The following is a 20,796-nucleotide window of genomic DNA, read 5'->3' as shown; positions in this document are numbered from 1 at the left end:
GCAGAATGTCGATCAGTTCGGCGATGACGGCGGCTCCTCGGAGTCTGCAGGTTCACGCAAGCCGCTGATCCAGGCCGAATAGGCCAGCGCATGGCAGGCGGTGGGGCTGGTGAACAGCAGGAAAAGGAAGATCAGCCCGAGCTTGACCGAGGCCAGCGTGGCCCCGAATTTCAGCACTAGCCCGCCCAGAAACAGGGCTGCAGCCAAGGTGTCGACAACACCAGCCGCGTGCAGGCGCGAATAGAAATGCGGAAAGCGCAAAAGACCGATGCCGGCAATCACCAGCAACAGGGCACCGGACCACAGCAGCAGCGCGATGCAGATATCCAGCGCGCTCACGACTTCGAATCCTCTTCCTCGCGGCGCATCTCCGCCGACTCGCTGTAGCGCATCAAGGCAACCGTGCCGATGAAGTTGATCAGGGCGTAGAGCAGGGCGATGTCGAAGTAGTCGCCACGACCCGCCATGGCACCGAGCAGGGTAATCAGCAGCACGGTCTTGGTGCCGAAACTGTTCACCGCAAGGATGCGGTCGTGCACACTGGGCCCGAGCAGCGTGCGCAGAAGCGCCAGACCCATCGACACCAATATGGCTATGCCGGCTGCGGTGAGCATCACGAGGCGATTTCCTCCAGATCTGGCGGGATCATTGCGTCCAGCTGGCCCTCGACGACCGCAGCTCCGGACGCCGTGCTCAAGGCGTGAACCAGCAATTCGCCATTGTCCAGCCCCACGGTCACGGTTCCGGGCGTCAAGGTGATCGAGTTCGCCAGCAACACTTGCCCGAGTGCCGTGTTCTGGCGGCTGCGCACGCGCAGGAAGTGTGGTTGGATGTTGTTGCGACGCGGCGACAGGATCGATGCCACCACCTGAAGGTTGGAGACCACGATCTCGACGAAGAGTCGTGCCCAGAACACCAGGAGCTGACGCGAGAGATGCACCGGGTGGCTTTCCCGGTCGATGACGTCCATCCGATTCGCCAACCAGACCGTGAAGGCGACGCTGAACAGTCCCAGACCCAGCAGGATGGGCTTGGGGTAGCCGGAAAGCACCCACCAAAGCGTCGCAAGAAGAAGACTGAGACTGATCGTGTGTTTCATGGATGTCGGGCTATCGGCACGGCTCTGTTGTCGATTGCGTGGCTGCGCAATCTGGCTGAAAGTCGGCTCATCTTAGGCATCACGCCAGCGGCCCGCGGAGCATAGCAGAGCTCGGGCGGGGTACATGGCAGAGCCGCGATTGCGCCTGGCCGCAGCGCAGCGCAAGCAATGTCATTGCATGGCGACCGGATACCGGTTTAGCCTGTGGGATGATCAAGAAATGTGAAGAGCTGCCATGAAGGTGTTGCCATGTCCATGATTCATCGACTTTTTCTGCTTTTTGCTCTGGTGTTGCTGAGCTCCTGTGGGGGCAAGCACGACGAGACGTCCAGCGTTCCTTCGGCATCCGTCGAAGCCCAGGAGCAAACGTTTTCGCAGAATGCCTGGCTGCGCGATCGGCTTCCGGCCGACAGCATTCTTTACTTGAGGCTTCCGAGCCCCTGGCGAGCGCTGTTCGGACCTGCCGACAAGGCGACCGACCGGATGTTCCAGAGTCAGGCCTATGTCACCGCGATTGCGAAGATGCGGACGGACTTTGCCAAGGACCCGATTTCCGGTGAGGCGACGCAGCCGCTGGCAGGGCTGCTCTATCGGCTGGGCTCGCCGATTGAACTGACCACAATCGCCGCAGGCCGTATGGCTTCGCCGGCGGCCAACGTCTATATCACGATGATCCTGGATTACCCCGACGCAGCGGCCCTTGCCGAGACCTTGCGGCAACTGCCGCAGGTGGATTCGGCGCTGGCCTTCGACAATGAGGGTTACACGCAGATTGCGCTCGGCACTTCGGCGCTGTTCCTGCATTTCGACGCGGCCAGCAAGCGCCTGTCATTGCTGGGCGGGATGTTTGCCAATCTCGACGCATTCAAGTCACTGCGCAAGGGTATCGCCGAGGCCAAGGTGGAAGCTCGCCCCGAGTTGGCATTGGAGCGCGAGATCGACGCTGCCGGCCACGGCATGGTGTTGTGGGCCGACATGGAGGCCTTGCGCCCCATTCTGAGCATGGGCGCCACCGACGAATTCGCGCGCATGGCGCTGGACCAGACCAAGCGCGTCGCGTTGGGCTGGGGCACGGTGGCAGGGCATGGTCGCTTGAGTTTGCGGGCGGAAATTGCCGGTGCTGGCTGGAGTCGATACCTGCCGCAGTCGGCGCGCTCGATGGACATCAAGTCCGCCGGAACCACCACGGCTGCCTTCACCATGGCCTGGCCCACGGGTGCTGACGTGCAACGCATGCAGAAGGCCTTTGCCCAGGATGCCAAGGACGAAGGCGCCGCCGAGCTGGATGAAGCCGATGCCAAACTCAAGGAAGCGACCGGGCTGGCTTTGGCAGACTGGTTTGCGCCTTTCGGACCGGAACTGGCGGTCTTCAGTGATGACGCCGGCGACTTTGCGGCGATCAGGTTGCAGGATGCCGCCGCCTTCAAGAAGGTGCTGGATGTGCTTCAGCAGAAGCTCAAGGCCAAGCTCGATGTCACTGAGCGCGGTGGTGCCAGCATTCACCATTTGCGCCTGCCGAGCCTGATGGAAGTGGGAGCGGCACTGGGCGAAAGCGAGGCCAAGATTCCTGACGAGTTGTGGGCCCAGTTGTATGCGCGGGCCGGTTCGCACCTGTATTGGGTCGAAGAGGATGGCTGGCTGGTTCTGGCCGGTGTGCCGCAGCCGCTGATCGACCGCGCCAGTCTGGGGGCCGGTGAGTCGCTCGGGGCCTTCGTCAGCGCTTCCGGCAGTGATCCTTCAGCGACTTTCAGCGCTGCCGGCGTCATCGACGACGCCACTCGACGCACCTACTACGCATGGCTTGGCGGGCTGGTATCCCTGGCTGACATCGGCGGTGCCGAGGTCGACATGGTCAGCCTGCCGACCGCGCGCGAACTGGGTCTGCCGCGTCAGACGGCGATGGGTATCAGTGTGGACTTGTCGGCGCAGCGGATTCATCTGGATCTGAACTATGCCCAGCACCCGGGTGAGTTCCTCGGTGGCGCCGATGGGATGACCACGGTCGCCGTAGTGGCAGTGCTGGCGGCCATCGCCATACCCGCCTATCAGGACTTCATCGTCCGAGCCGAGGTCGCCGAGGGTCTGGCCCAGGCCGCAGCGCTGAAGGTAGCGATCTCCGAGCACTATTACAGCGCCAATGCGCTGCCCAAATCGGCTGAGGACATCGGCATGGAATTACCCATGAGCGGTGCCGGTGGCAAGGTGACCGTGGACCTGGACGCGGGAGCCATCCTGATCACCTTCAACGACGCTGCCCACGCCAAGCTGCACGAGAGCTATCTGTACTTGCTCCCGGCCGTGAACCAGGATGGCAATCTGAGCTGGCGTTGCGGCAATGCCCTTGGCAATACCGAGGAATTGTTGGTGGAACTGGAGGATGGCATCGGAACGGACATTGCCGATCGCTATCTGCCGGCCTCCTGTCGGGCTGGCTGAAAGGTCACGAGGCACCCCGGAGCGGCGCAAGCCGGGGTGCCGCAAGGCTGGCAAACCGATGGCCGTGCTGGCCGGGACACGCAAGCGCCGACGGCACGCCCTGAGCCCTTCAAGCTGAAGCGGCGCAGTCTTGCCCCGCCATCTGCAGCCGCCGGTCGGGCATCATTGGGGCATGGATTCCAAGTCTAGACATCATATTCCCGTGTTTCGCTGGCATCCGGGCAGCAATCTTCACTGGCTGGTGCTGTGTGACCATGCCAGCAACAAGATCCCCGGCCCGCTGCATGATCTGGGGCTCAGCCCCTTCGATCTCACACGGCACATTGCCTGCGATCTGGGCGCGGTGGACGTGGCACGGCGGATTGCCAGAGCGCTCAAGGCGCCGATGATCGAGCACGGGATCTCGCGGCTGGTGATCGATCCCAATCGGTCCAGGGACGATCCCACCCTGATACCCGAAGTCAGTGACGGCACCCTGATCCCTGGCAACCAGGGTCTGTCGGAGGCCGAGCGGGATCGGCGCTGGCGCGTCTACCACCAGCCCTATCATCGCCGCATTGATCGCCACCTGAAGCAGATGGCGATGACTTCGATGGTGCCGCTGGTGCTGTCCATCCACAGCTTCACGCCGATGCTCGCCGACACCCGCGAGCCCAGGCCATGGTCGGTGGGCGTGCTCTGGCGCCACGACCCGACCTTCGCTCACCACCTGATCCGCGAGCTGTCTCGGGATGGCGTCGTGGTCGGCGACAATCAGCCCTACGATGGCCATCTGGCCATGGGTCACACGGTGGACCATCACGCCATCCAGCGTGGTCTGCCCTACACCATGATCGAGCTGCGCCAGGACCAGATCAGCACGCCCGCCGCCCGTGCCCAGTGGGCGGCAAGGCTGTATCGCGCGCTGATGCGTACCTCCGCGCATTTCCGACCGCGCGCGCAGCATCTGGCGCCGGGCGCGTGGACACCGGAAACGCCGATAGGCCGTTTGCCTAGGGGCAGGGTTTGATCCTTGGCCAGCGAGAACTGCATGACAGAGCGGCCCTTCGCTCTGGAGGGCGCCGCGCTGCGGCGCCGCTTGGCGCCGGCAGCCGCTCAGAAGCGGCCGCGCAGGCGCGCGTTCCTCCTCATGGCGACGCCGAACCAGGATGCGCTGCAGTATAGGACCTGTGCTTCGCCGGTCGCGACGCAAGGTCGCTCCTGAAGCGGGCGCAGCTATCGTAGGAGCGCCTTCACGGTGCGACCGGTGACGCCGGTAGGCATCATCCCCCAGGTCGCGACGCAAGGTCGCTCCTACAGCGAGCGCAGCTTTCGTAGGAGCGCCTTCACGGCGCGACCGGTGACGACGGTAGGCATCATCCCCCAGGTCGCGACGCAATTTCGCTACACCGAAAGCTTGGAATACTGCCGGCCCGGCGCACTTTCCCATGCCCAGAAACGACTTCTCCCCGCGAGCGGGGAGAAGTGCTTGACGCTATTGCAGACTCAAACTCAGAAGCGGTAGGCCACGCTGAAGGTGGTCACCCATACCGAGTAGTCGGGGCTGCTCTCGCCCAGCGTGATCACGTTGGCCAGCTGGTTGGGTGGCACGCCATCGACGGCCCAATCGGACTCTGCGTAGTCTTCGTAGGCAAAGCGCAGCCGGAAGTTGATGTCCTTGCGCCAGCGATAGTCAGCCCACAGGCTGGCCGAGTTCAGATCGCTCTCGGACGTCGGCAAGGGTGCGGAGGTCAGTGACGGGCCGGTGGTCACGAAGATGTCGGAATCGGCACGGGAATTCACCAAATCGAAGCCGACCTTGATTCGGTCTTCCAGGAAGCTCAGGTTGCCCCCGACGCCATAGGTGAGCACATAGTCGCGGCTCTTCATGGTCCAGTTGCGGTTGGGATCGTTGTACTGAGTCGGGCGCACGCCGCCGCCGGAGTACTGGCGACCATCCTGATCGTTGTCGTAACGGTCTTCCGCGGCAAAGGCATAGACAGAGAAGCGGTTGGTCGGCGTCCAGGTGACATCGACATTCAGAGTTCTGACCCTGGAGAAGGTCAGACCCAACTCGGAGTTGTTGTAGTCATCCTCGCTGTAGTTGTAGCTGGCGCTGATCGAGACCGCGTCGGCCGGCATGAAACTGGCGTAGAGCTCGCCGTTCTGACGTTTTCGATCGGCCTGATTGAACTTGCGCAAACCCGGCAGGTTCTCGAAGGGGAAGCCGCCGACAAAGGGCTGCAACGTGTTGTAGTAGTCCGGCGAATAGCCGCCCAGCAAGGTCTCGTAGCCCAGATACTCGCTGCCGCCGTCACGCTTGGCGTTGTTGAGGCGCAATCCACCGGTCCAGAAGCCGCCGGTGTCGATGGCGAAATTCAGCGAGAAGCGATCCTCATCGATCCTCTCGCGCTCCTGGTGCGGCCGCTCGGTCTTGCGGAACTCCGCTTCGCCGTCGATTCGCAACCAATCACTGGCGCGCCAGCCGGCATCCAGACGGAAGCGCTCGTCCTTGTAGCTCTTGGGCTCGTTGAAACGCCTCACGCCGCTGTTGGGTGCTACATTCTGAGCGTTCGAATCACCTCCGATGTAGACAAACTCCTGGTGATGGGTCTTGTTGTCACGCTCGTCGTACTTGAAGCTGGCGCCGAGTGACACCGTATCCCAAGGCTGGCCAGTCAGGCGAAGCCCGACATGGGTGACGTCGACTTCGCCATCCAGAGAGGCCTCGGGCAACGGCTGGGTGATCGTGGCCGCCAGCACCGGATTGATGGTGTAGGGCAGGAAGGCGTCGTTCTGGGTGGCGCGGCCGATGGAAACATCGCCCACCAGTCGCAGGGTCTTGGAGAAACTGTAGCCGCCCTTGAGATTCAGTTGATGGAACTCGTTGTCCGGTTCCAGCCCGACCTGTCCCTGACCGCCGGGGAAGCCGGCCGAGCTGTCCCAGCCACTGATGGCCGAGTACGGGTTCTGCCAGATCAGCCCAGTATTGTCGTTGTCGAACAAGGACATGTAGTAGCCGATGCTGAATTGTTTGGTGGCGTCGGCGAAGGACAACACCGCATCCAGCTGCTGGGTCAGATAGTCCACCGGTTCCGGTGCCAGCACCGCTCGCGGATTGCCACCGGAATTGCCGATAGTCAGCGCCGTGACCTTGTTGCCATCCTTTTTCTCGCGGGAATAGTCCGCCTTGAAGCTCCATCCCGAGGGCAGGGTGACATCACCGCCGATGTTGGCGCGCTGACGGCCGTGCTCAATGCCGTAGGTGCGCAGGTTGGGGCCCAGCTGGCTCATCTGCGCCGTGGTCTGGCCGCCCACCCAGTTGCTGGGCAGTGTCAGATTGCTGCTGCCGGCACCGGCAAAGAAGGTCTGCGAGTCCTGCAGTTGATAATGCGGGATCTCATCGAAACCCAGGTGGAAGTTGTAGCTGCCCTGTTTGCCGAACTCGAACATCAGGTCACGCGACTCGATGCCGAGATTGCGACCGGTCAATCGCCAGTAGCTGGCGTTGTCGCCATCCCAGGGGCCGCCGCGCTTGTAGATGTCGATGTTGACCACCGGAAACAGCCCGTCGTCCTCAAGACCGGTGTAGCGACCGAAGCGCCAGGAGGAATCGGAGACGTTGCCAACGCCGATCTCGATCTCGCTCTTGATGACGGTCTGGTCTTCAAGGAGCTGCTCGGTATCTACCCCGTCACCTTCATCGTCGGAGTCCTGGGCGTGGATGCCGCTGCTGGCCAAAGCGGCAGCGAAGAGTGAAGCGATCAGTGTTCCGCGGCGCAGCACGTCGCGAATGGCCTTGCTGAGCAAATTGCGTTCTGTGTTCATGACATACCTCGCATGACGATCAGCGACTGGGGTCAGCGTGTGAAACGCGCGCCGGAGGGATGGTTGGTTCCGTGCACTTCGCTATGGCAGTTCATGCAGTTCCTGCCCAGCATCTGCTGCGCGCCGCTCGGACGATTGAGGCCCGGCAACCCGGTGCCACTGTAGGCAGTGGACGGATGGAACTGTGCTGCGTGACAGGTCTGGCAAAGCCACGGTCCGCGTTGCTTCAGCATCGAGGTGTGCACGGATCCATGCGGGGAATGGCAGATGGTGCAGTCCTCCGAGGCTGGCTGATGCTCCCAAAGGAAGGGGCCGCGCTTTTCGGCATGACACATGTAGCAGGTGTCGTTGACCGTGTTTCTCGCCAGCATGGCGTCCCCGGTTGATCCATGCGGTGCATGGCAGCCGGAGCAGCTCATCTCGCCGTCGCGGATGGGATGGCTATAGGGCTTGACCAGATTGGCGCGCTGGTCCTTGTGGCAAGTGATGCACACCTCAGGCTGGGATACCTTGTCCAGCACGGGATCTTGCGCCGCATGCGGCGAATGACAGTTGGTGCAGGAAACATTCTCGATCTGGTGGCGGCTGCCCTGCCACTCGGTCAGGTGCTTGCCCATATGGCAGGTCTGACAGACCTCGTTGCCGACACGGGCATCGGCCTCGTGAAAGGTGACGTCCGGTGGGGCGTCTTCCTGATCCATATGGGCTTCGCTGGGACCATGGCAGGCCACGCAGGCATGGTTGGACATGGGCGTGCGCTCGTCAGCCACCACGGCATGCTTGGTCTTGAGGATCGAAAGCACGGGATGCTCTGCCTCCTCATCGTGACAGCGCACGCATTTTCGGTAGCCTGGATCGCTGGCACCGGTACCGGTGCCGGCAGCGAGTGCCGGTCCGCCGGCGCAGGCAAAGAGGAACAGGATGAGTCCTGTCAGCCATGTACCGCGGGTGTACCAGTGGTGCGTCCCCATGATCTCCTCCTCGAAACTCGATGATCCCAAGTGCCCGAATCGCCCATGACTGCGCGCTTGTGCACGGTCAGGGCAATACTTCACCGCCTATCAGCCAAAGGATTCGCAGGCACCGCTGTCGATTTGGCTCCGTCAAGCAGGGAGCCGTTGAAGAATTCAGGGCGTATGGCTGAGCACCCTTGATCAACATCACTGCGATGACAGTTGGAAGTCCTGAGCTAATGTTGGCTTAGGCTGAACCCATCACTGCTGGGTGATATTGATCCCCGTCAATATTGGGTGATGAAAGTGCTTGATTGGCGTGACGGGTGCGATGCGGGGGGCACGGGGTTGGTGTTCCGGATTCGGTGTTTGCGCTTCGGTTGCGCCAACTGGCATTGCACCAGTGCGGGATCAGCCGCAACCTTCGGGGGCGGCACGAGTCAAGGATCTTCAGTCGGGATCCATTGGAAGAATGCCTCCGGCCGGGCATCGCATCGGCAGCAGCAGGCAGCTGTGCCGATGCGATTCCCCAGCTCAGTGGGTCAAAAGCCACTGGGCCAGGTTGGACAGCTGCGCCGGGTCGGACGTCTTGATCTTCTTGTGTGCTTCCTTCTCGCCGTCGATCTCGACCATCGGACCGGTGGTGATGGCCTTGATGATCAATTCTTCGGCATCCGGCTTGCCCTTGAAATCCTCGGCCATCTTCTTCAGGGATGGGCCGGTTTTGGTCTTGGTGGGGTGATGGCAACTGCTGCAGCGATTGCTCTTCATCAGTGCTTCCGCCGCCTTGGCGTCGACGGCATGCGCCGAATTCACGCCGGCAAGTGCGAAACACAGTGAACCGATGAGCGTCAGAGTGATCCTGGACTTCATCAACGACTCCTTGAAAGTGGGGCCACAACGGCCGACGATTGCGACCGCGCTCAATTCCAGCTGATGTTGACTCTGTGCCTGCCTGAGCGAATGGCCAGGCACGCCGGGTGCATGATGCCAACGTGGCACCGGATCAGCGTAGGTGATCAATGGTGCCCGCGTGTTGACGCTGATCAATCACGTTGGTCGAGCAGGCATCCTAGACTTGAGGCGTACAGGTGGATTCCGGTCGAAGCCGCTGGTCTGGCAGCATAGTCGAAGGGCTTGCCATCGCCTGTTCTCCTTTCCCAGGATTCGTCATCGCCATGCCTACTCCGATACTGCAGATCAAACGGATCGTCCTGTTTCTGATCTCGCCCTTCATTGCACTGGCCTACATGGCAGCCATTCCGGTCGTCGGGTTCAGCATGCTGATGCGTGCGCGCAAGGCGCATGCTCAGGGTGACGCCAAGGCCGGTGCCGCAAAATAATCCGAGCAGTGCCCGTGGGTCTGACCGCCCGCTGGGCGGTTGTCCAGCGCCGCCCGATTGTCCATCCGGTCTGGGTGAAGCGTTGCGGTTGGTCTGCAGCTCAGTGCTCGGGCTGCTGGCTTGAGGCCCCAGCAGCAGGGCTCGTCTCCGGAGCTTCCTCCACCTCTTCGAAGCCGGTGATCATGGCCTTGGTGTGGGCACCTGCGGTGTGTCCCAGCGTGATCAGATAGAGATGCGACAGCAGGAAGCCCAGAAAGGCGATGGTCAGGAGCACGTGAGCCGTCGACACCACGCGCACGCCGCCGAGCAGATCAATCTGATCGGCGAAGCGGTTGACGTCCCAGAGCAGCAGCCCGGTATAGAACTGCAGGGGCAGCATCAGCAACATCACGATCTGATAGGTCATGGCCTGCATCGGATTGAACTTCTGAGCCTCGCTCACCCGATGGGGATTGGGTTCGCCGCGCAGAATTCCATAGCTGTAGAAATAGATCTGCTTGAACATGGCCGGGAAATACCTGCCCGGACGCAATTCCGGCTGATACATCCGGATGTTGTCCGAAAACAGGTAGTAGAACAGCCAGAGGAGGAAATTGGCGGCTAGCAGGAAACCCACCCAGTTGTGCACCATCACCGCATTCCTGAACGACATCAGGTCAAAGGTTCCTGCGTATCTGATTTGCAGACCGGTGAAGATCAGCACCAGCATCGACGCGGCGTTGATCCAGTGCCAGATTCTGACCGGAAGTGGGTGGACATAGATTTTCTGCATGGCCTTCTCCTGCGATCCGGTCGTCATCTCATGGACCGCCGCTATCGTCCGCTGAAGTCGATTTCCCCGAGCTTGCCTGCGAAGCAATGGGTTGCCCCTTGCGTTTCTCGCGTGCCCTGCGAAACCACCGTCTCGCCGCCATATGAGCACCGATACCGCCCGCCAGGCCAAGAACCACCAGCACCAACAGATAGTCGAGCAGCTTGATTCGGGTACTGCCGAGTACGTAGAAGCCACGGATCGAATCGATCGAGAACGCCGAATTCAGCACGTCTTCGTTTACGCCGTGACGCAGCGGCCTGCCATCAGGCCCAGCCATGGTCAGAATCACACGCTGGAAGACCTGCGCGCCGGCCTGGTGACAGACCTTGCAATCGGCAATGGCTTTGGACTTGTCTGCGAGTCGATGGGCTTCAACGCCGCTGCCTACTTCCAGTCGTCCGCGCAGAACGATCTTGCCCTGACCCTCCTCGTGCGTGAAATCCTTGAGCAAGCCCAGCAGCGCGCGATCGTCCAGACCCTGACTGGCCTGATCGGCAGCGGTGGTCAGGCGTACAAACTGCGGTACTCCGCTCTTCTCGATCAGCTGCACGCGGTCGCCGCCAAGTTCGTGGTAGAGCCGCAGGTTCACTCGCCGTTCGGCGTCTGGCGCGTGGCAAGTCGGGCATGAAATGGCGTCAAAATGCAGCTGTGCATTGGGCAGCCAGATCTCGTGCTTGGCGAAGGCATCCTTGTGGCAGTTCAGGCAGGTATCCCGCAGGCCAGTGCCCAGCGACGCCGCCTTGATGCCGTGGGCTTGATGGCAGCCCGAACACACCGGCCCCGGGTTCTTGCGGTCGCCGCGGGCCAGGCCGTGCACATCCTTGGCGCTCGCGTCAAAGATCTCCTGGTGACATTTTCCACAGGGCATTGCGGCTTCAGCTTCTGCGAGCTTCCAGGAGCGAACAGTATGCGGATTGTGGCAATCCGCGCACATCGGTGCCTTGGTGCTGCCCTCGGCAATCAGCAGTGCGTGCACGCTGTCGTCGTATTCGCGGTACTTCTTCTTGTGACAGTCGCGACAGGTATCGCCCATCGCCACACCCAATTCGCGCTTGCTGGCGATGACCGATTCGCCCTTGCCATGGGTGTCGAGGTCAATGTCGAAGTGGCAATCGGCGCAGCTGTTCTCGTTATGCATCGACCCGAGGAAATCCTGGGTAGAGATGTACAGCGGGAGTGTCTCACCACTGTCGAGCTTGACCGAGAGTTTGGGATCGTCGTGGCATTTCAGGCAGTCGAGGTCTTCTTCCGCAAGTTCGATGGGCTCGTCGGCGTCATCGTCCTGTGCCCAGATGTGTGACACCGGCAGGGCGCACATCAATACGAGTGCGCCGGCCCGAAGCAGGCACCAACTCGACCGAAACACACTCGGCGTGCGCGCGAGGGCGTGATTACATGTACTCGCGCTGGACTGCAACCTGGCCCCATTGTCGTTACGCACGCTTGACCCTCCCAACGGCATCTTGACCAGACTCGGCTGCACATCATGAATGTGCAGGAAATGCGAAGGCAAGGTCTTGATCAGGCGCAAGTCCCAAAGCGAATCAGCTTGCGGCGGGCTATTAGCCTGTCGGACTTTCAACGTGAGATGCGTTGGGAGGCTGGGCGGATGGCTGCAAGGTGCGGCGAGCAGCCAGTGGCTTTTCCATTGGTGAAGCGTCGCAATGCAGCAGACGCCGTCCAGACGCTTAACCCGAAGGGCTGGACGGCCATTTGGCGAAAGCGAAGTCGAGAATCAAGTCGAAATGCCAGGAATGTTCCGAATGACCGCCGAAGCCGAGCGCCAAATGCGCTTGCGGCGCACTCGCGAGTAAAGTCCGACAGGCTGCCAGCTGGCGCCCGCAGAGTGCTTGCGCCATTCTACGAGTTGCGCCGCGGAAGGCCAGAACGTGTCGGCAGCCCGGGCACGCCGATGGGGCCCTCGGCTACTTGCCCACCCTGCTCGAGACTGCCATGCCGCCCGCTCTGCACAGGAACTGGCCAAACATCATCGCCTGGTTGGTGATTGCCGCAATTTCGGTCTGGCTCTTCGCTTGCGTTCCCTGGGTAAACATCGACTTTGACGACGGTTACAGCACCATCGTCAATGCCCAGTATCTGCTGGGCGCGAGCCCGGAATACGCCTGGCAGCGCGGTCCCTTGCTGGCAGTCTGGCTGATGCCGGCCGAAGCCCTGGCCAACCATCTGGGCTTGCCACCCTTCGACGTTCGCCTGCACCACGTACTGATGGCGATTGCGCACGCGCTCTACCTGGTGATCTGCTGGCTTCTGCTGAAGCAGATCCACGGCAACCGTTGGACGGTCCTGGCAGCCTTTGTGCTGAGCATTCCCAGCGTGCTCTTCTTCAGCTACGCCCCATTCGTCAGCCACGACATCTTTCCTGGCGTGATGGCGCTGCTGATGCTCAAGCTGGCCGTCGATTTTCATCAGCGACCCACTGCCTGGCGCTGGCTGAGTCTGGTGGCCCTCGGCGCGGGCGCAGCGCTGGTCAAGCAGACATTTGCACTGTTCTGGGTATGGTTGCTGTTGTCCTTTCTGGCAGTGGCCGCAATTGCAGGCAGCGATCGCCCTGGTCTGCTTCGCACCTGGCTGCGCCTCGCCGCCGCTGCCGCGGTCAGCGGTGCGATTGCCTGGCTGGGCTACGCGTCGGTGTTGGGTTCAGCCTTTCCGGATGCCCCCTTCCTGCTCCGCCCGGTGCAGCAGATCGGGTATATATCGACACAGTATGAAACCGAGGGCAACATCGCTCTGGTGATGGATCCGTGGATTTACTGGCGTAATATCCCGGCATACGGATTGGCAGCGGTGCTGCTGTTGCTCCCCGGCTTGCTCCTGTGCTGGCGTGACGGCAGCGGGCTGTTGCGTCTTGCCGCGGTGTTCTGGCTGCTGGGGGTCACGGTGATGAGCCTTGTTCCCTTCAAGGAAGTGCGCTATCTCGCCTTTCTGGCACCCGTGACCGCCGTGCTGATCGTTCCGGCGATTGCGGAACTGAGGCGCTGGCCGGCAGTGCTGGTCCTCCTGGGGTTGGTTTTTGCGCTGTTTGATGTCAGGGCCGGCGTGTCCGAGGCCTTGCGACTGCGTGACGGCTACTATGCGCACGCGGTGATGGATTTCATGCGCTGGTTGCCGTCTGCCCGGGATCCCTCTGCCAGGGTGGTCACCACCAAACCCTTGAGTTTTGTGTCTCCGGAAGGACACGGGTTTCGCAATGACCGTTACCACCGAATTACCCACATCTCGGACTTCCATATTCGGAATCTGGTTGGATACCCGGCAGATTCAATCAGGAATGTGCCCTTGCCGCGCGATCTCAACAAGATCAATTTCAGGGAAAACGACTACGTGGTCTTTGCCAATGATGTCGCCATCCGCGCCGGCCCGTTCCGCGCGGACAATGCGGTCACCCTTCAGGATTATTTTGTGGAATTCATCGCCAGAGTGGAACTGCTGGAACTGCGGCGCTCGGGGACGAGCTATGAATTGACGCCGCCCTCTCCCGAGCCGGTGATGCTGTTGCCGATCAGCACCGTCAGCGCCGATCCGCTGACCTCCTTCTCGACCTTCTCCGCGGATGCCGTCGCCGGTCTGCTCGACCTGCCTAGACCGCTGCCGCCGCAATTGCAGGTGCATGGGCTGAGAATCAAGCGCCTGTGCAGCAAGCAGGGGTGCCAGGAATTCGCTCCACGCTGAGTGTGCAGGTGGTCACGGACGGCCCGGCAAGACGTGTTCACCAACGGCCGCTGGGCAGGTAACGGCTCTTGAAGCGGGCGAGGCCATCACGGACCTGAACAGGCAGCATGCGCACCACGGCCTTGCGCAGCCGAAAAGCCCTGGGCGAGATGTCGCTCAGGGGCGTGCCCGATGGCACGGCTGCAGAAGCGATTGAAGCTGGCACGATCGCTGACTCGTGGGCGTACAGGAACAGGTTGTAGCGATACCAGAAGGAGATGCTGGTCATCGCCTGGATTTGCGGGCGTATCCAGTCGTAGGCGCGAAAGCCATGCCTGGCGAATTTCTCTCGCCAATAATCGTAAGGCTGCTCGTTGATGTGGAATTCGCCGCCTTGTCCCGGCGGCGCTGCCGAAAACAGGATGTAGCCAGCGCTGTGCCGGACCAGATTGTCCACGAACAAGTCCGCCGCGGAGTGGGGGAGGTGTTCGGCCACTTCCAGCGACTGCACCAGATCGAAGCGTCGGCCCAGGTCCAGGGCCTGCGAGAGATCCTTGGCGAGGAAGTTGGCCTCCGGAACCACCAGCTCTTCGCGGCGCACGTAGTCGCCGTCCAGCCCGAGAATGTCTTCGCTTCCCAATTCGCGCCAGGCATTGAGCCAGGTGCCCTTGGCACAGCCCACGTCAAGGACGCTGGAGATGCCTAGTTCAGTCTTGATCAGTCGTGCAATGGTGTTGGCCGCGTGTCTGGACGACTGGTCGGCGTAGCTCATGAATTCTGCGTTGTAGGCATGACTCATGTGGATTGCTCGCTGTGGTCTGCGGCGCGACGCCCGCCGAATTTCCAGGAATTGCCGTTGCGGAAGATGATGTACGAACTGCCGGCTTCGATATCGGCCCGGCTGGAGAGCCACTCCTCGATCTGGGCGCGCGACAGGTAGGTTGTTTGCGGGGTCACCAACTGGTCAAAGGCCACATGCCTGAAGAAGGAGAAGGTGCGTTCCGCGATCCACAGAGAATATTCACGCAGCGGAGCCCAGGCCAACCAGCGCGGCGCCTGCTCCGGGAACAAGCGGTGCAAGGCGCGCAGCAGCTTGGCGTAGACAAAGTAGGGGACCACCAGCGGTGTCGCGATCAGGTATTTGGTAATCCACCACGGCAGCCGTGACGCGATCTTGCGGATCGGTTCGACCAGGGCAATGACGATGGCGTTGCCTTCGCGGGCATAGACCCAGCAATGAAAGCGTCCACCGGGGCGGGTATTGCGCACCACCGAGGCAAATCCGGCGGCGGGATTCTTCAGGTGATGCAGCACACCGATGCAATAGACCAGATCAAAGCCCTCCGATGCGAATTCCACCAGATCCGCCTGTACGATCTCGGCGAAGGGGAAGTCGGCGACGTTGCGGCGCGCGGTCTGTACCGATGCACCAAGGTCCACACCGACGATGCGTCTGGGCTGCCAGTGACAGGAGTGCACCAGCAGACTGCCGTTGCCGCAGCCAAGTTCGAGCACCTCCTTGCCCTCGAAGTCGGATTTCTGCAGCGGCTGCATCCAGTCGATGAACTGGGATGGCGTATAGACCGAGCCAGGCGGCAGGTTGTTCCACGAGTTGGCGAAAGCCTGAGCGGTGGCGGTATCGGCTGTAGTCATTCGCTAGTGACCCATTGAGTGTGATCGGGCGGTGTTCAGGACCAGCTGGCTCCACAGATACAGTCGGTGGTCAGCCTTGCCGGCGCGGTGTTCCGCCAGTTGCTGGTGCCAGAAGGGTGAGGCATCGGCGGTCTCGGCCAGCGGCAACACCCCTTGCTGGAACCAGCGGCCGACGGGCACCGCAAAGCCCTGCTTGCTGCGCTGGATGATCTGCTGCGGCAGCAGATCGCGGGTGGCTTGCCGCAACAACCACTTGCCGACTCCACGTCGGAGTTTGAGCGTCGAGGGCAAGCGTCGCAAGAAGTTGACCAGATCGATGTCCAGGAAGGGTGAGCGCACTTCCAGGGAATTCATCATGCTGGCCCGATCGACCTTGGTCAGGATGTCGTCCTGCAGGTACAGATCGATGTAGAAGCAGATGCTGCGATCGACGTCATTGGCTTCGGGGCTTCGCTCCCAGGCCGTGATCGCTTCGCTGTACAGGGCTTCGGTATCGACTGGTTCGTTCAGCAATTCGCCGAGTTCCCGCGGAGTCACGGGAGACATCCACAACGGCAGCCACAAGCGGGGCGACTGGCCCATGCCACGCAGGGTCCGCTTGAGCTTGAAGTCGAGGCTCATGTAGCGATGTGACACCGGCAGCCGCGAAATGACCGCTTCGATTCCGCGATGCACCAGTCCGGGCACCAGACGTTGATAGGCTCTTGCCGGGCTCAGAGCCCTAAATGGATCGTAGCCCGCCAGCAGTTCGTCGGCGCCATCGCCGCCGAGAGCGACCGTGACTTCGCGGCGGGCGTACTTGCAGAGCAGATAGGTCGGCAGCAGCGAGGCATCGGCCAGCGGCTCATCCAGTCGGCGCAGGATTTCGGGCAGGGCGTCGTAAAGGTCCTGGGTGCTGCAGGACTCGACGCGATGGGCCGCGCCGATCTGGTCGGCAAGATGCCGGGCGTAGGGCGATTCGTCGAAATCCGAATCGGCGAAGGCGATGGAGAAGGTCTTCAGGCGATCGGCGCCGAGTTGGGCGATGGCCAGCGCAGCGATGGTGGACGAATCGATGCCGCCGCTAAGGAAGGCCCCGACGGGCACATCGGCCACCAGTCGCCGCGCGACTGCGGCATCGAGCAGCGACAGCAGTTGCTCGGCCAGTTCCGCACTCGGTCGGGCCGCGAGATCGGCATCGGGCGCCGGCAGATACTGCCAGCAGCGGTCGATACGGGAGCTTGAATCGCTCAGATTGAGCGTCAGCGTATGCCCGGCTGGCAGCTTGTGCACACCGTCCAGCAGCGAGTGCGGGGCTGGGATGAAGCCGTAGGCGAAATACTTGCGGACTGCGATCGGGTTCCAGCTGCGCGGCGTCGCCGGATGCATGCGCAGCGCCGACAGCTCCGAGGCAAAGGCAAAGATCTCGCGGCTCCGGTGGTAGTACAGCGGTTTCTTGCCGAAACGATCGCGCGCCAAAATCAGTTGTCGTTTTCGGCGGTCATGGATGGCCAGCGCCCACATGCCGTTGAGGCGATCGAACAGCTGCATGCCCCATTCGCGCCAACCCAGCAGCAAGACTTCGGTGTCGGAATGATCACTACGGAATCGCGCGCCGCAGCGCTCCAGTTCCTGGCGCAATTCGCGGAAGTTGTAGATCTCGCCATTGAAGACGATGCTCAGCGCCTCGTCGTCGGTGAGCATGGGCTGCTGTCCGCCGGCGATGTCGAGAATGGCCAGGCGGCGGTGAGCGAGGTGCACGCGGTCTGGCCCATCGGGCAACAGGCCCTCTCCATCCGGGCCGCGGTGCAGCATGGCGTCGGCCATGGCTTTCAGAGCACCTGGGTCGGCGGGCCCGACGAAACCAGCGATACCGCACATATCAGGCGGATTCTGCCGAGCGCACCAGACGCCCGACCTGGTAGACCGATTTGGCCTGGGACTCGTGATAGGTGCGGTTGAGCATCTCGGCGAGCAGGCCCATCAGGATGCTGATCACGCCAGTCACGGCCAGAAAGATGGCCAGCAGCGGCAAGGGTGTCTGGATCAGCGAGGTCTGGGCAAAGAACTTCAACCACAGCGCCCAGAGGCCGGCACCGGCGGAGCCGGCCATGCTGAGCAAACCGAAACCACCGAAGAGGTAGATCGGCTTGTTGGCATATCGATACAGGAATTTGACGACGATCAGATCGAGGATGACCTTGATCACACGCTCCAGACCGTACTTGGATTCGCCGTGGATGCGCGGATGGTGTTCGACCGGCAGTTCGGTGACCCGGGCGCCGTTCCAGGAGGCGTAGATCGGAACGAAGCGGTGCATTTCGCCATAGAGCTTGACGCCGGCAAGTACATCGCGGCGATAGGCTTTCAGCGAACAACCGTAGTCGTGCAAATGCACGCCAGACACTCTGGAGATCAGAGCATTGGCGAGGCGGCTGGTCAGGTTTCGCCGAATCGGATGGTCGTGACGGACCTTGCGCCAGCCGGACACCACGTCGAAGCCCTCGTCCAGCTTCTCGAGCAATTTCGGGATGTCTTTCGGATCATTCTGCAGATCCGCGTCCATCGGCACCACAATCTGCCCGCGGGCGTGATCCAGACCCGCCATCAGTGCCGCCGTCTGACCATAGTTGCGACGCAGATGCAGGGCCGTCACTCGAGAATCCCTGGCAGCGATTTCGTCCAGTACGGCTGCCGAGCCATCGCTGCTGCCGTCGTTGACCAGAATCAGCTCCCAGCTGCGCTGCAGAGGTTCCAGCGCGGCGACGATGCGCTGATGCAGGATCGGCACGTTCTCCCGCTCGTTGTATACCGGAACGGTGATCGTGAGGTCGGGCGTCGACTCGGTAGAAACAGTCTCGGACATCTGGGCCGTCTGAACTCGAAGCTGCGGTTACCTAAGGATTGCATGGATCCTGGCCTCAGGCGATTCCAATCCATGCCCATGTGGGCCCAATTCTCGCTGCCGCAGCAGCACGGCGAAGATCACGCCCACCAGGGCAAGTACTCCGAAATACCACAGCATTGGCTGATAGCCGGCAGGATTTTCAGCGCCGGCGCTGGCCGCATCATTGAGCCAGCCTGCGGCCAGGTTAGAGAAGGTGAGGCCGATGTTCTGGATCATCGTCATCAGTCCGAAGGCGGTGCCGAGGCGCGCCGGCGCTACCACATGAGCGACCGATGGCCAAAGGATCGCCGGAACGAGAGAGAAACTGATGCCGACCAGCACGGTGACGGTCCACAGCTGCGCCTGACCGATGCCCAGCAGCAGAAAGGTCAGCGGCAACAGAAAGGAACCCAAGATCATGAGGCTGGCGCGCCAGCCGAAGCGGTCGGCAATCAAGCCGAAGACCGGGCTGACGAAGACCGCCGCCAGAAACACATAGCTGTTCATGATGCTGGCGGCGTCCAGGCTGAGCCCGTGGGCGTGCTGGAAGTACTTGATGGCGAAGGTGCTTCGAAAGGGCAGGATCACCGAATAGAAGGTCACGCACAGCGCCAGAACGTACCAATAGGATCGGTCAAAACTGAGCACGTCGCGCCAGACGATCTTCTCTGCCGGCGCTGAGGTGGGAGCCGCAGTCTGATTGCCTGCCCGCCGTTCAATGGCCCAATAGCCGATGGATGCGAGCATGGCCGCGAACGCGAACGCGGCTGCAATCCACAAGGGATCCTGCCAGCCAGCGTCGTAGGCGCCCTTGGCCCAGACCGGGGAAACGTCTGCTGCGTAGGAACCGGCTCGGCCCAGACTGAGGTTGAGCGCCATCGCCAGCGCCAGCGAGCGGCCCAGGAACCACAGGCCCAGGGCCACCGTCGCCGCCACGATCATGGTTTCGGCACCGATACCAAACAGCAATCGCCCGGCTGCCATGACCGCGAAATTGCCGCTGATCGCGGTGAGCAGGGCGCCGGCGAAGCAAATCATCGAAGTCCACAACATCAGTCGGCCCGCGCCGAAGCGATCCGTCAGCAGTCCGCCGATCAGGACCAGGAAGATGTTGGGAAAGCTGTAGATCGCATTGAGCGTCCCGAGCTGGGTGTCGCTGTAACCGAGCAGCCGCTGCAGATGGTCCGCCAGCGGCCCGATGCAGTCATAGACGTAGAAATTGCCGGTCATCGCCAGACTCAGCAGGAGCAGCACCCACCAGCGGGTCTTGCCGCTGTTCGGCGATTCGGTGCGGATGGCGCTCGAATTCATGCGATGCTCCGCTGAGTCCGCGCCGCCTCAGAGCGCCTGGATCAGCCTGGCGTCTTCGACAATCACCGGATAGCGATAACCCGCACCAAAGTCCTTGTCGACAACGACTGTGCCCGTCAGGGTGACGGTATCGCCTCGATTGACCTCGGCCAGCGTGGTGAAGGTCAGATCGTTGCTGCTGTCATCGGCGGCCCCGCTGCCGTCCTGAAGATGCACCCAGTTTCTGCCCATGACGCCTGGGGTGTACTTGACCACCTTGCCGCGCACGCTGATGACCTGTCCCGCCAGTTGCGCTCGCTGCGCCCAGACCTCGGCTACGGTGCGGGCGTCGTTGCCACTCGCTTTCTCGATGTTGCGAAGGTCTTCGGCATCCGCGGCGGCCACGGCGGTGTGCGGATTGACGCCACTGGGCTGCGAGCCGGCAGGCGAGTCCAGTGTGCCGAAATAGACTTCCGGGAAGTTGCGTTGCAGCGACTTGGATTCGAAGTTGCTCATCAGCATCGGCGTCAGGATGGTGACCTTGGCGCCCTTGGCAAGCTCGGCAGCCGGAACCGCGGCCCAGATCTCTCCGTTCGCAGTGTCAAGCTGCAGATAGACATAGGGCGGTGCCGAGAGGGATTCGATCACCGTGCCGCTGAGACCTTCGGTGGCGAACGCCGGGCTTGCGGCCTGATCCGTGGTGGTCGCGGGCGCGGCTTCCTCGGCTTGCGATCCGCAGGCTGCGAGGCAGGCACAGAACAGCGACAGCATGATCGTATTGCGCATCAGATGGGTTCCTGCAGGCAAGGAAAGAGCGAAAGGCTGACCAAGTATGAGGCAGCTGCGGAAATACTTCCTTGACCTGG

Annotated in this window: 18 protein-coding genes; 4 read left to right on the top strand and 14 right to left on the bottom strand. The window is 61.9% G+C overall.

Going from position 1 to position 20,796, the window contains the following annotated elements; translation table 11 throughout:
* Positions 1–12 precede the first annotated feature (12 nt).
* Genes H7A19_08235 through H7A19_08225 form a run of 3 tightly spaced genes read right to left on the bottom strand, consistent with a single transcriptional unit; the run spans position 13 to position 1,099 of the window.
* Positions 13–339: a monovalent cation/H(+) antiporter subunit G gene (locus H7A19_08235; GenBank protein ID MCP5474819.1), complete on the bottom strand. Its 327-nt coding sequence runs from the start codon at positions 337–339 to the stop codon at positions 13–15.
* Positions 336–614 (bottom strand): hypothetical protein, encoded by a 279-nt coding sequence (locus H7A19_08230; GenBank protein MCP5474818.1) that lies wholly within the window; start codon positions 612–614, stop codon positions 336–338. The genes H7A19_08235 and H7A19_08230 overlap by 4 nt, the downstream gene beginning before the upstream one ends.
* Positions 614–1,099, bottom strand: coding sequence for a Na+/H+ antiporter subunit E (locus H7A19_08225; GenBank protein MCP5474817.1), 486 nt, complete (start codon positions 1,097–1,099; stop codon positions 614–616). The genes H7A19_08230 and H7A19_08225 overlap by 1 nt, the downstream gene beginning before the upstream one ends.
* Before the next feature lie 249 nt (positions 1,100–1,348).
* Between H7A19_08225 and H7A19_08220 the strand changes: the two genes are divergently transcribed.
* Together H7A19_08220 and H7A19_08215 are read left to right on the top strand one after the other, a co-directional pair.
* Positions 1,349–3,535, top strand: a complete 2,187-nt coding sequence (locus tag H7A19_08220; GenBank protein ID MCP5474816.1) for a pilin — start codon at positions 1,349–1,351, stop codon at positions 3,533–3,535.
* A gap of 172 nt (positions 3,536–3,707) precedes the next feature.
* Complete coding sequence (locus H7A19_08215; protein MCP5474815.1) at positions 3,708–4,544, top strand: N-formylglutamate amidohydrolase; 837 nt, start codon at positions 3,708–3,710, stop codon at positions 4,542–4,544.
* A gap of 482 nt (positions 4,545–5,026) precedes the next feature.
* Here H7A19_08215 and H7A19_08210 read toward each other — a convergent pair whose 3' ends face one another.
* From H7A19_08210 to H7A19_08200, 3 genes are all read right to left on the bottom strand, one after another.
* The gene (locus tag H7A19_08210; protein ID MCP5474814.1) at positions 5,027–7,342 is read right to left on the bottom strand and encodes an MtrB/PioB family decaheme-associated outer membrane protein; all 2,316 of its coding nucleotides are present in this window, start codon (positions 7,340–7,342) and stop codon (positions 5,027–5,029) included.
* Positions 7,343–7,374: 32 nt separating this feature from the next.
* Positions 7,375–8,313 carry a DmsE family decaheme c-type cytochrome gene (locus H7A19_08205; GenBank protein ID MCP5474813.1) on the bottom strand — a complete coding sequence of 313 codons (939 nt, stop codon included), beginning with the start codon at positions 8,311–8,313 and terminating at the stop codon, positions 7,375–7,377.
* Positions 8,314–8,829: 516 nt separating this feature from the next.
* Entirely contained in the window at positions 8,830–9,168 is a 339-nt protein-coding gene (locus H7A19_08200; protein ID MCP5474812.1) for a c-type cytochrome, read from the bottom strand.
* A gap of 305 nt (positions 9,169–9,473) precedes the next feature.
* Between H7A19_08200 and H7A19_08195 the strand changes: the two genes are divergently transcribed.
* The gene (locus tag H7A19_08195; protein MCP5474811.1) at positions 9,474–9,638 is read left to right on the top strand and encodes a hypothetical protein; all 165 of its coding nucleotides are present in this window, start codon (positions 9,474–9,476) and stop codon (positions 9,636–9,638) included.
* A gap of 100 nt (positions 9,639–9,738) precedes the next feature.
* On the opposite strand, the gene H7A19_08190 is transcribed toward H7A19_08195, so the two are convergent.
* Together H7A19_08190 and H7A19_08185 are read right to left on the bottom strand one after the other, a co-directional pair.
* Complete coding sequence (locus H7A19_08190; protein MCP5474810.1) at positions 9,739–10,410, bottom strand: cytochrome b/b6 domain-containing protein; 672 nt, start codon at positions 10,408–10,410, stop codon at positions 9,739–9,741.
* Between the two features lie 28 nt (positions 10,411–10,438).
* Positions 10,439–11,770, bottom strand: coding sequence for a hypothetical protein (locus H7A19_08185; GenBank protein ID MCP5474809.1), 1,332 nt, complete (start codon positions 11,768–11,770; stop codon positions 10,439–10,441).
* 635 nt (positions 11,771–12,405) lie between these two features.
* Here H7A19_08185 and H7A19_08180 point away from each other — a divergent pair.
* Complete coding sequence (locus tag H7A19_08180; protein MCP5474808.1) at positions 12,406–14,142, top strand: hypothetical protein; 1,737 nt, start codon at positions 12,406–12,408, stop codon at positions 14,140–14,142.
* Between the two features lie 37 nt (positions 14,143–14,179).
* Here H7A19_08180 and H7A19_08175 read toward each other — a convergent pair whose 3' ends face one another.
* From H7A19_08175 to H7A19_08150, 6 genes are read right to left on the bottom strand one after another with little or no spacing between them, the layout of a single operon-like run.
* A complete protein-coding gene (locus H7A19_08175; GenBank protein MCP5474807.1) occupies positions 14,180–14,920 on the bottom strand; it encodes a methyltransferase domain-containing protein in 741 nt (246 codons plus the stop codon).
* On the bottom strand, positions 14,917–15,774 hold the full coding sequence (locus tag H7A19_08170; GenBank protein MCP5474806.1) for a class I SAM-dependent methyltransferase: 858 nt from the start codon (positions 15,772–15,774) through the stop codon (positions 14,917–14,919). Before H7A19_08170 ends, H7A19_08175 begins: the two co-directional genes overlap by 4 nt.
* A 3-nt stretch (positions 15,775–15,777) precedes the next feature.
* A complete protein-coding gene (gene asnB / locus H7A19_08165; protein MCP5474805.1) occupies positions 15,778–17,634 on the bottom strand; it encodes an asparagine synthase (glutamine-hydrolyzing) in 1,857 nt (618 codons plus the stop codon).
* 1 nt (position 17,635) lies between these two features.
* Positions 17,636–18,619, bottom strand: a complete 984-nt coding sequence (locus H7A19_08160) for a glycosyltransferase family 2 protein (protein MCP5474804.1) — start codon at positions 18,617–18,619, stop codon at positions 17,636–17,638.
* A 27-nt stretch (positions 18,620–18,646) separates the two neighbouring features.
* A complete protein-coding gene (locus tag H7A19_08155; protein MCP5474803.1) occupies positions 18,647–19,951 on the bottom strand; it encodes an MFS transporter in 1,305 nt (434 codons plus the stop codon).
* A gap of 27 nt (positions 19,952–19,978) precedes the next feature.
* Positions 19,979–20,716, bottom strand: a complete 738-nt coding sequence (locus H7A19_08150; protein ID MCP5474802.1) for a nucleotide-binding protein — start codon at positions 20,714–20,716, stop codon at positions 19,979–19,981.
* Between the last annotated feature and the right edge of the window lie 80 nt (positions 20,717–20,796).

Source organism: Rhodanobacteraceae bacterium (assembly GCA_024234055.1).
Classification (GTDB): domain Bacteria; phylum Pseudomonadota; class Gammaproteobacteria; order Xanthomonadales; family SZUA-5; genus JADKFD01.
The sequence above is the reverse complement of the archived record's forward strand: the minus strand, read 5'-3'. Positions and strand labels throughout refer to the sequence as shown.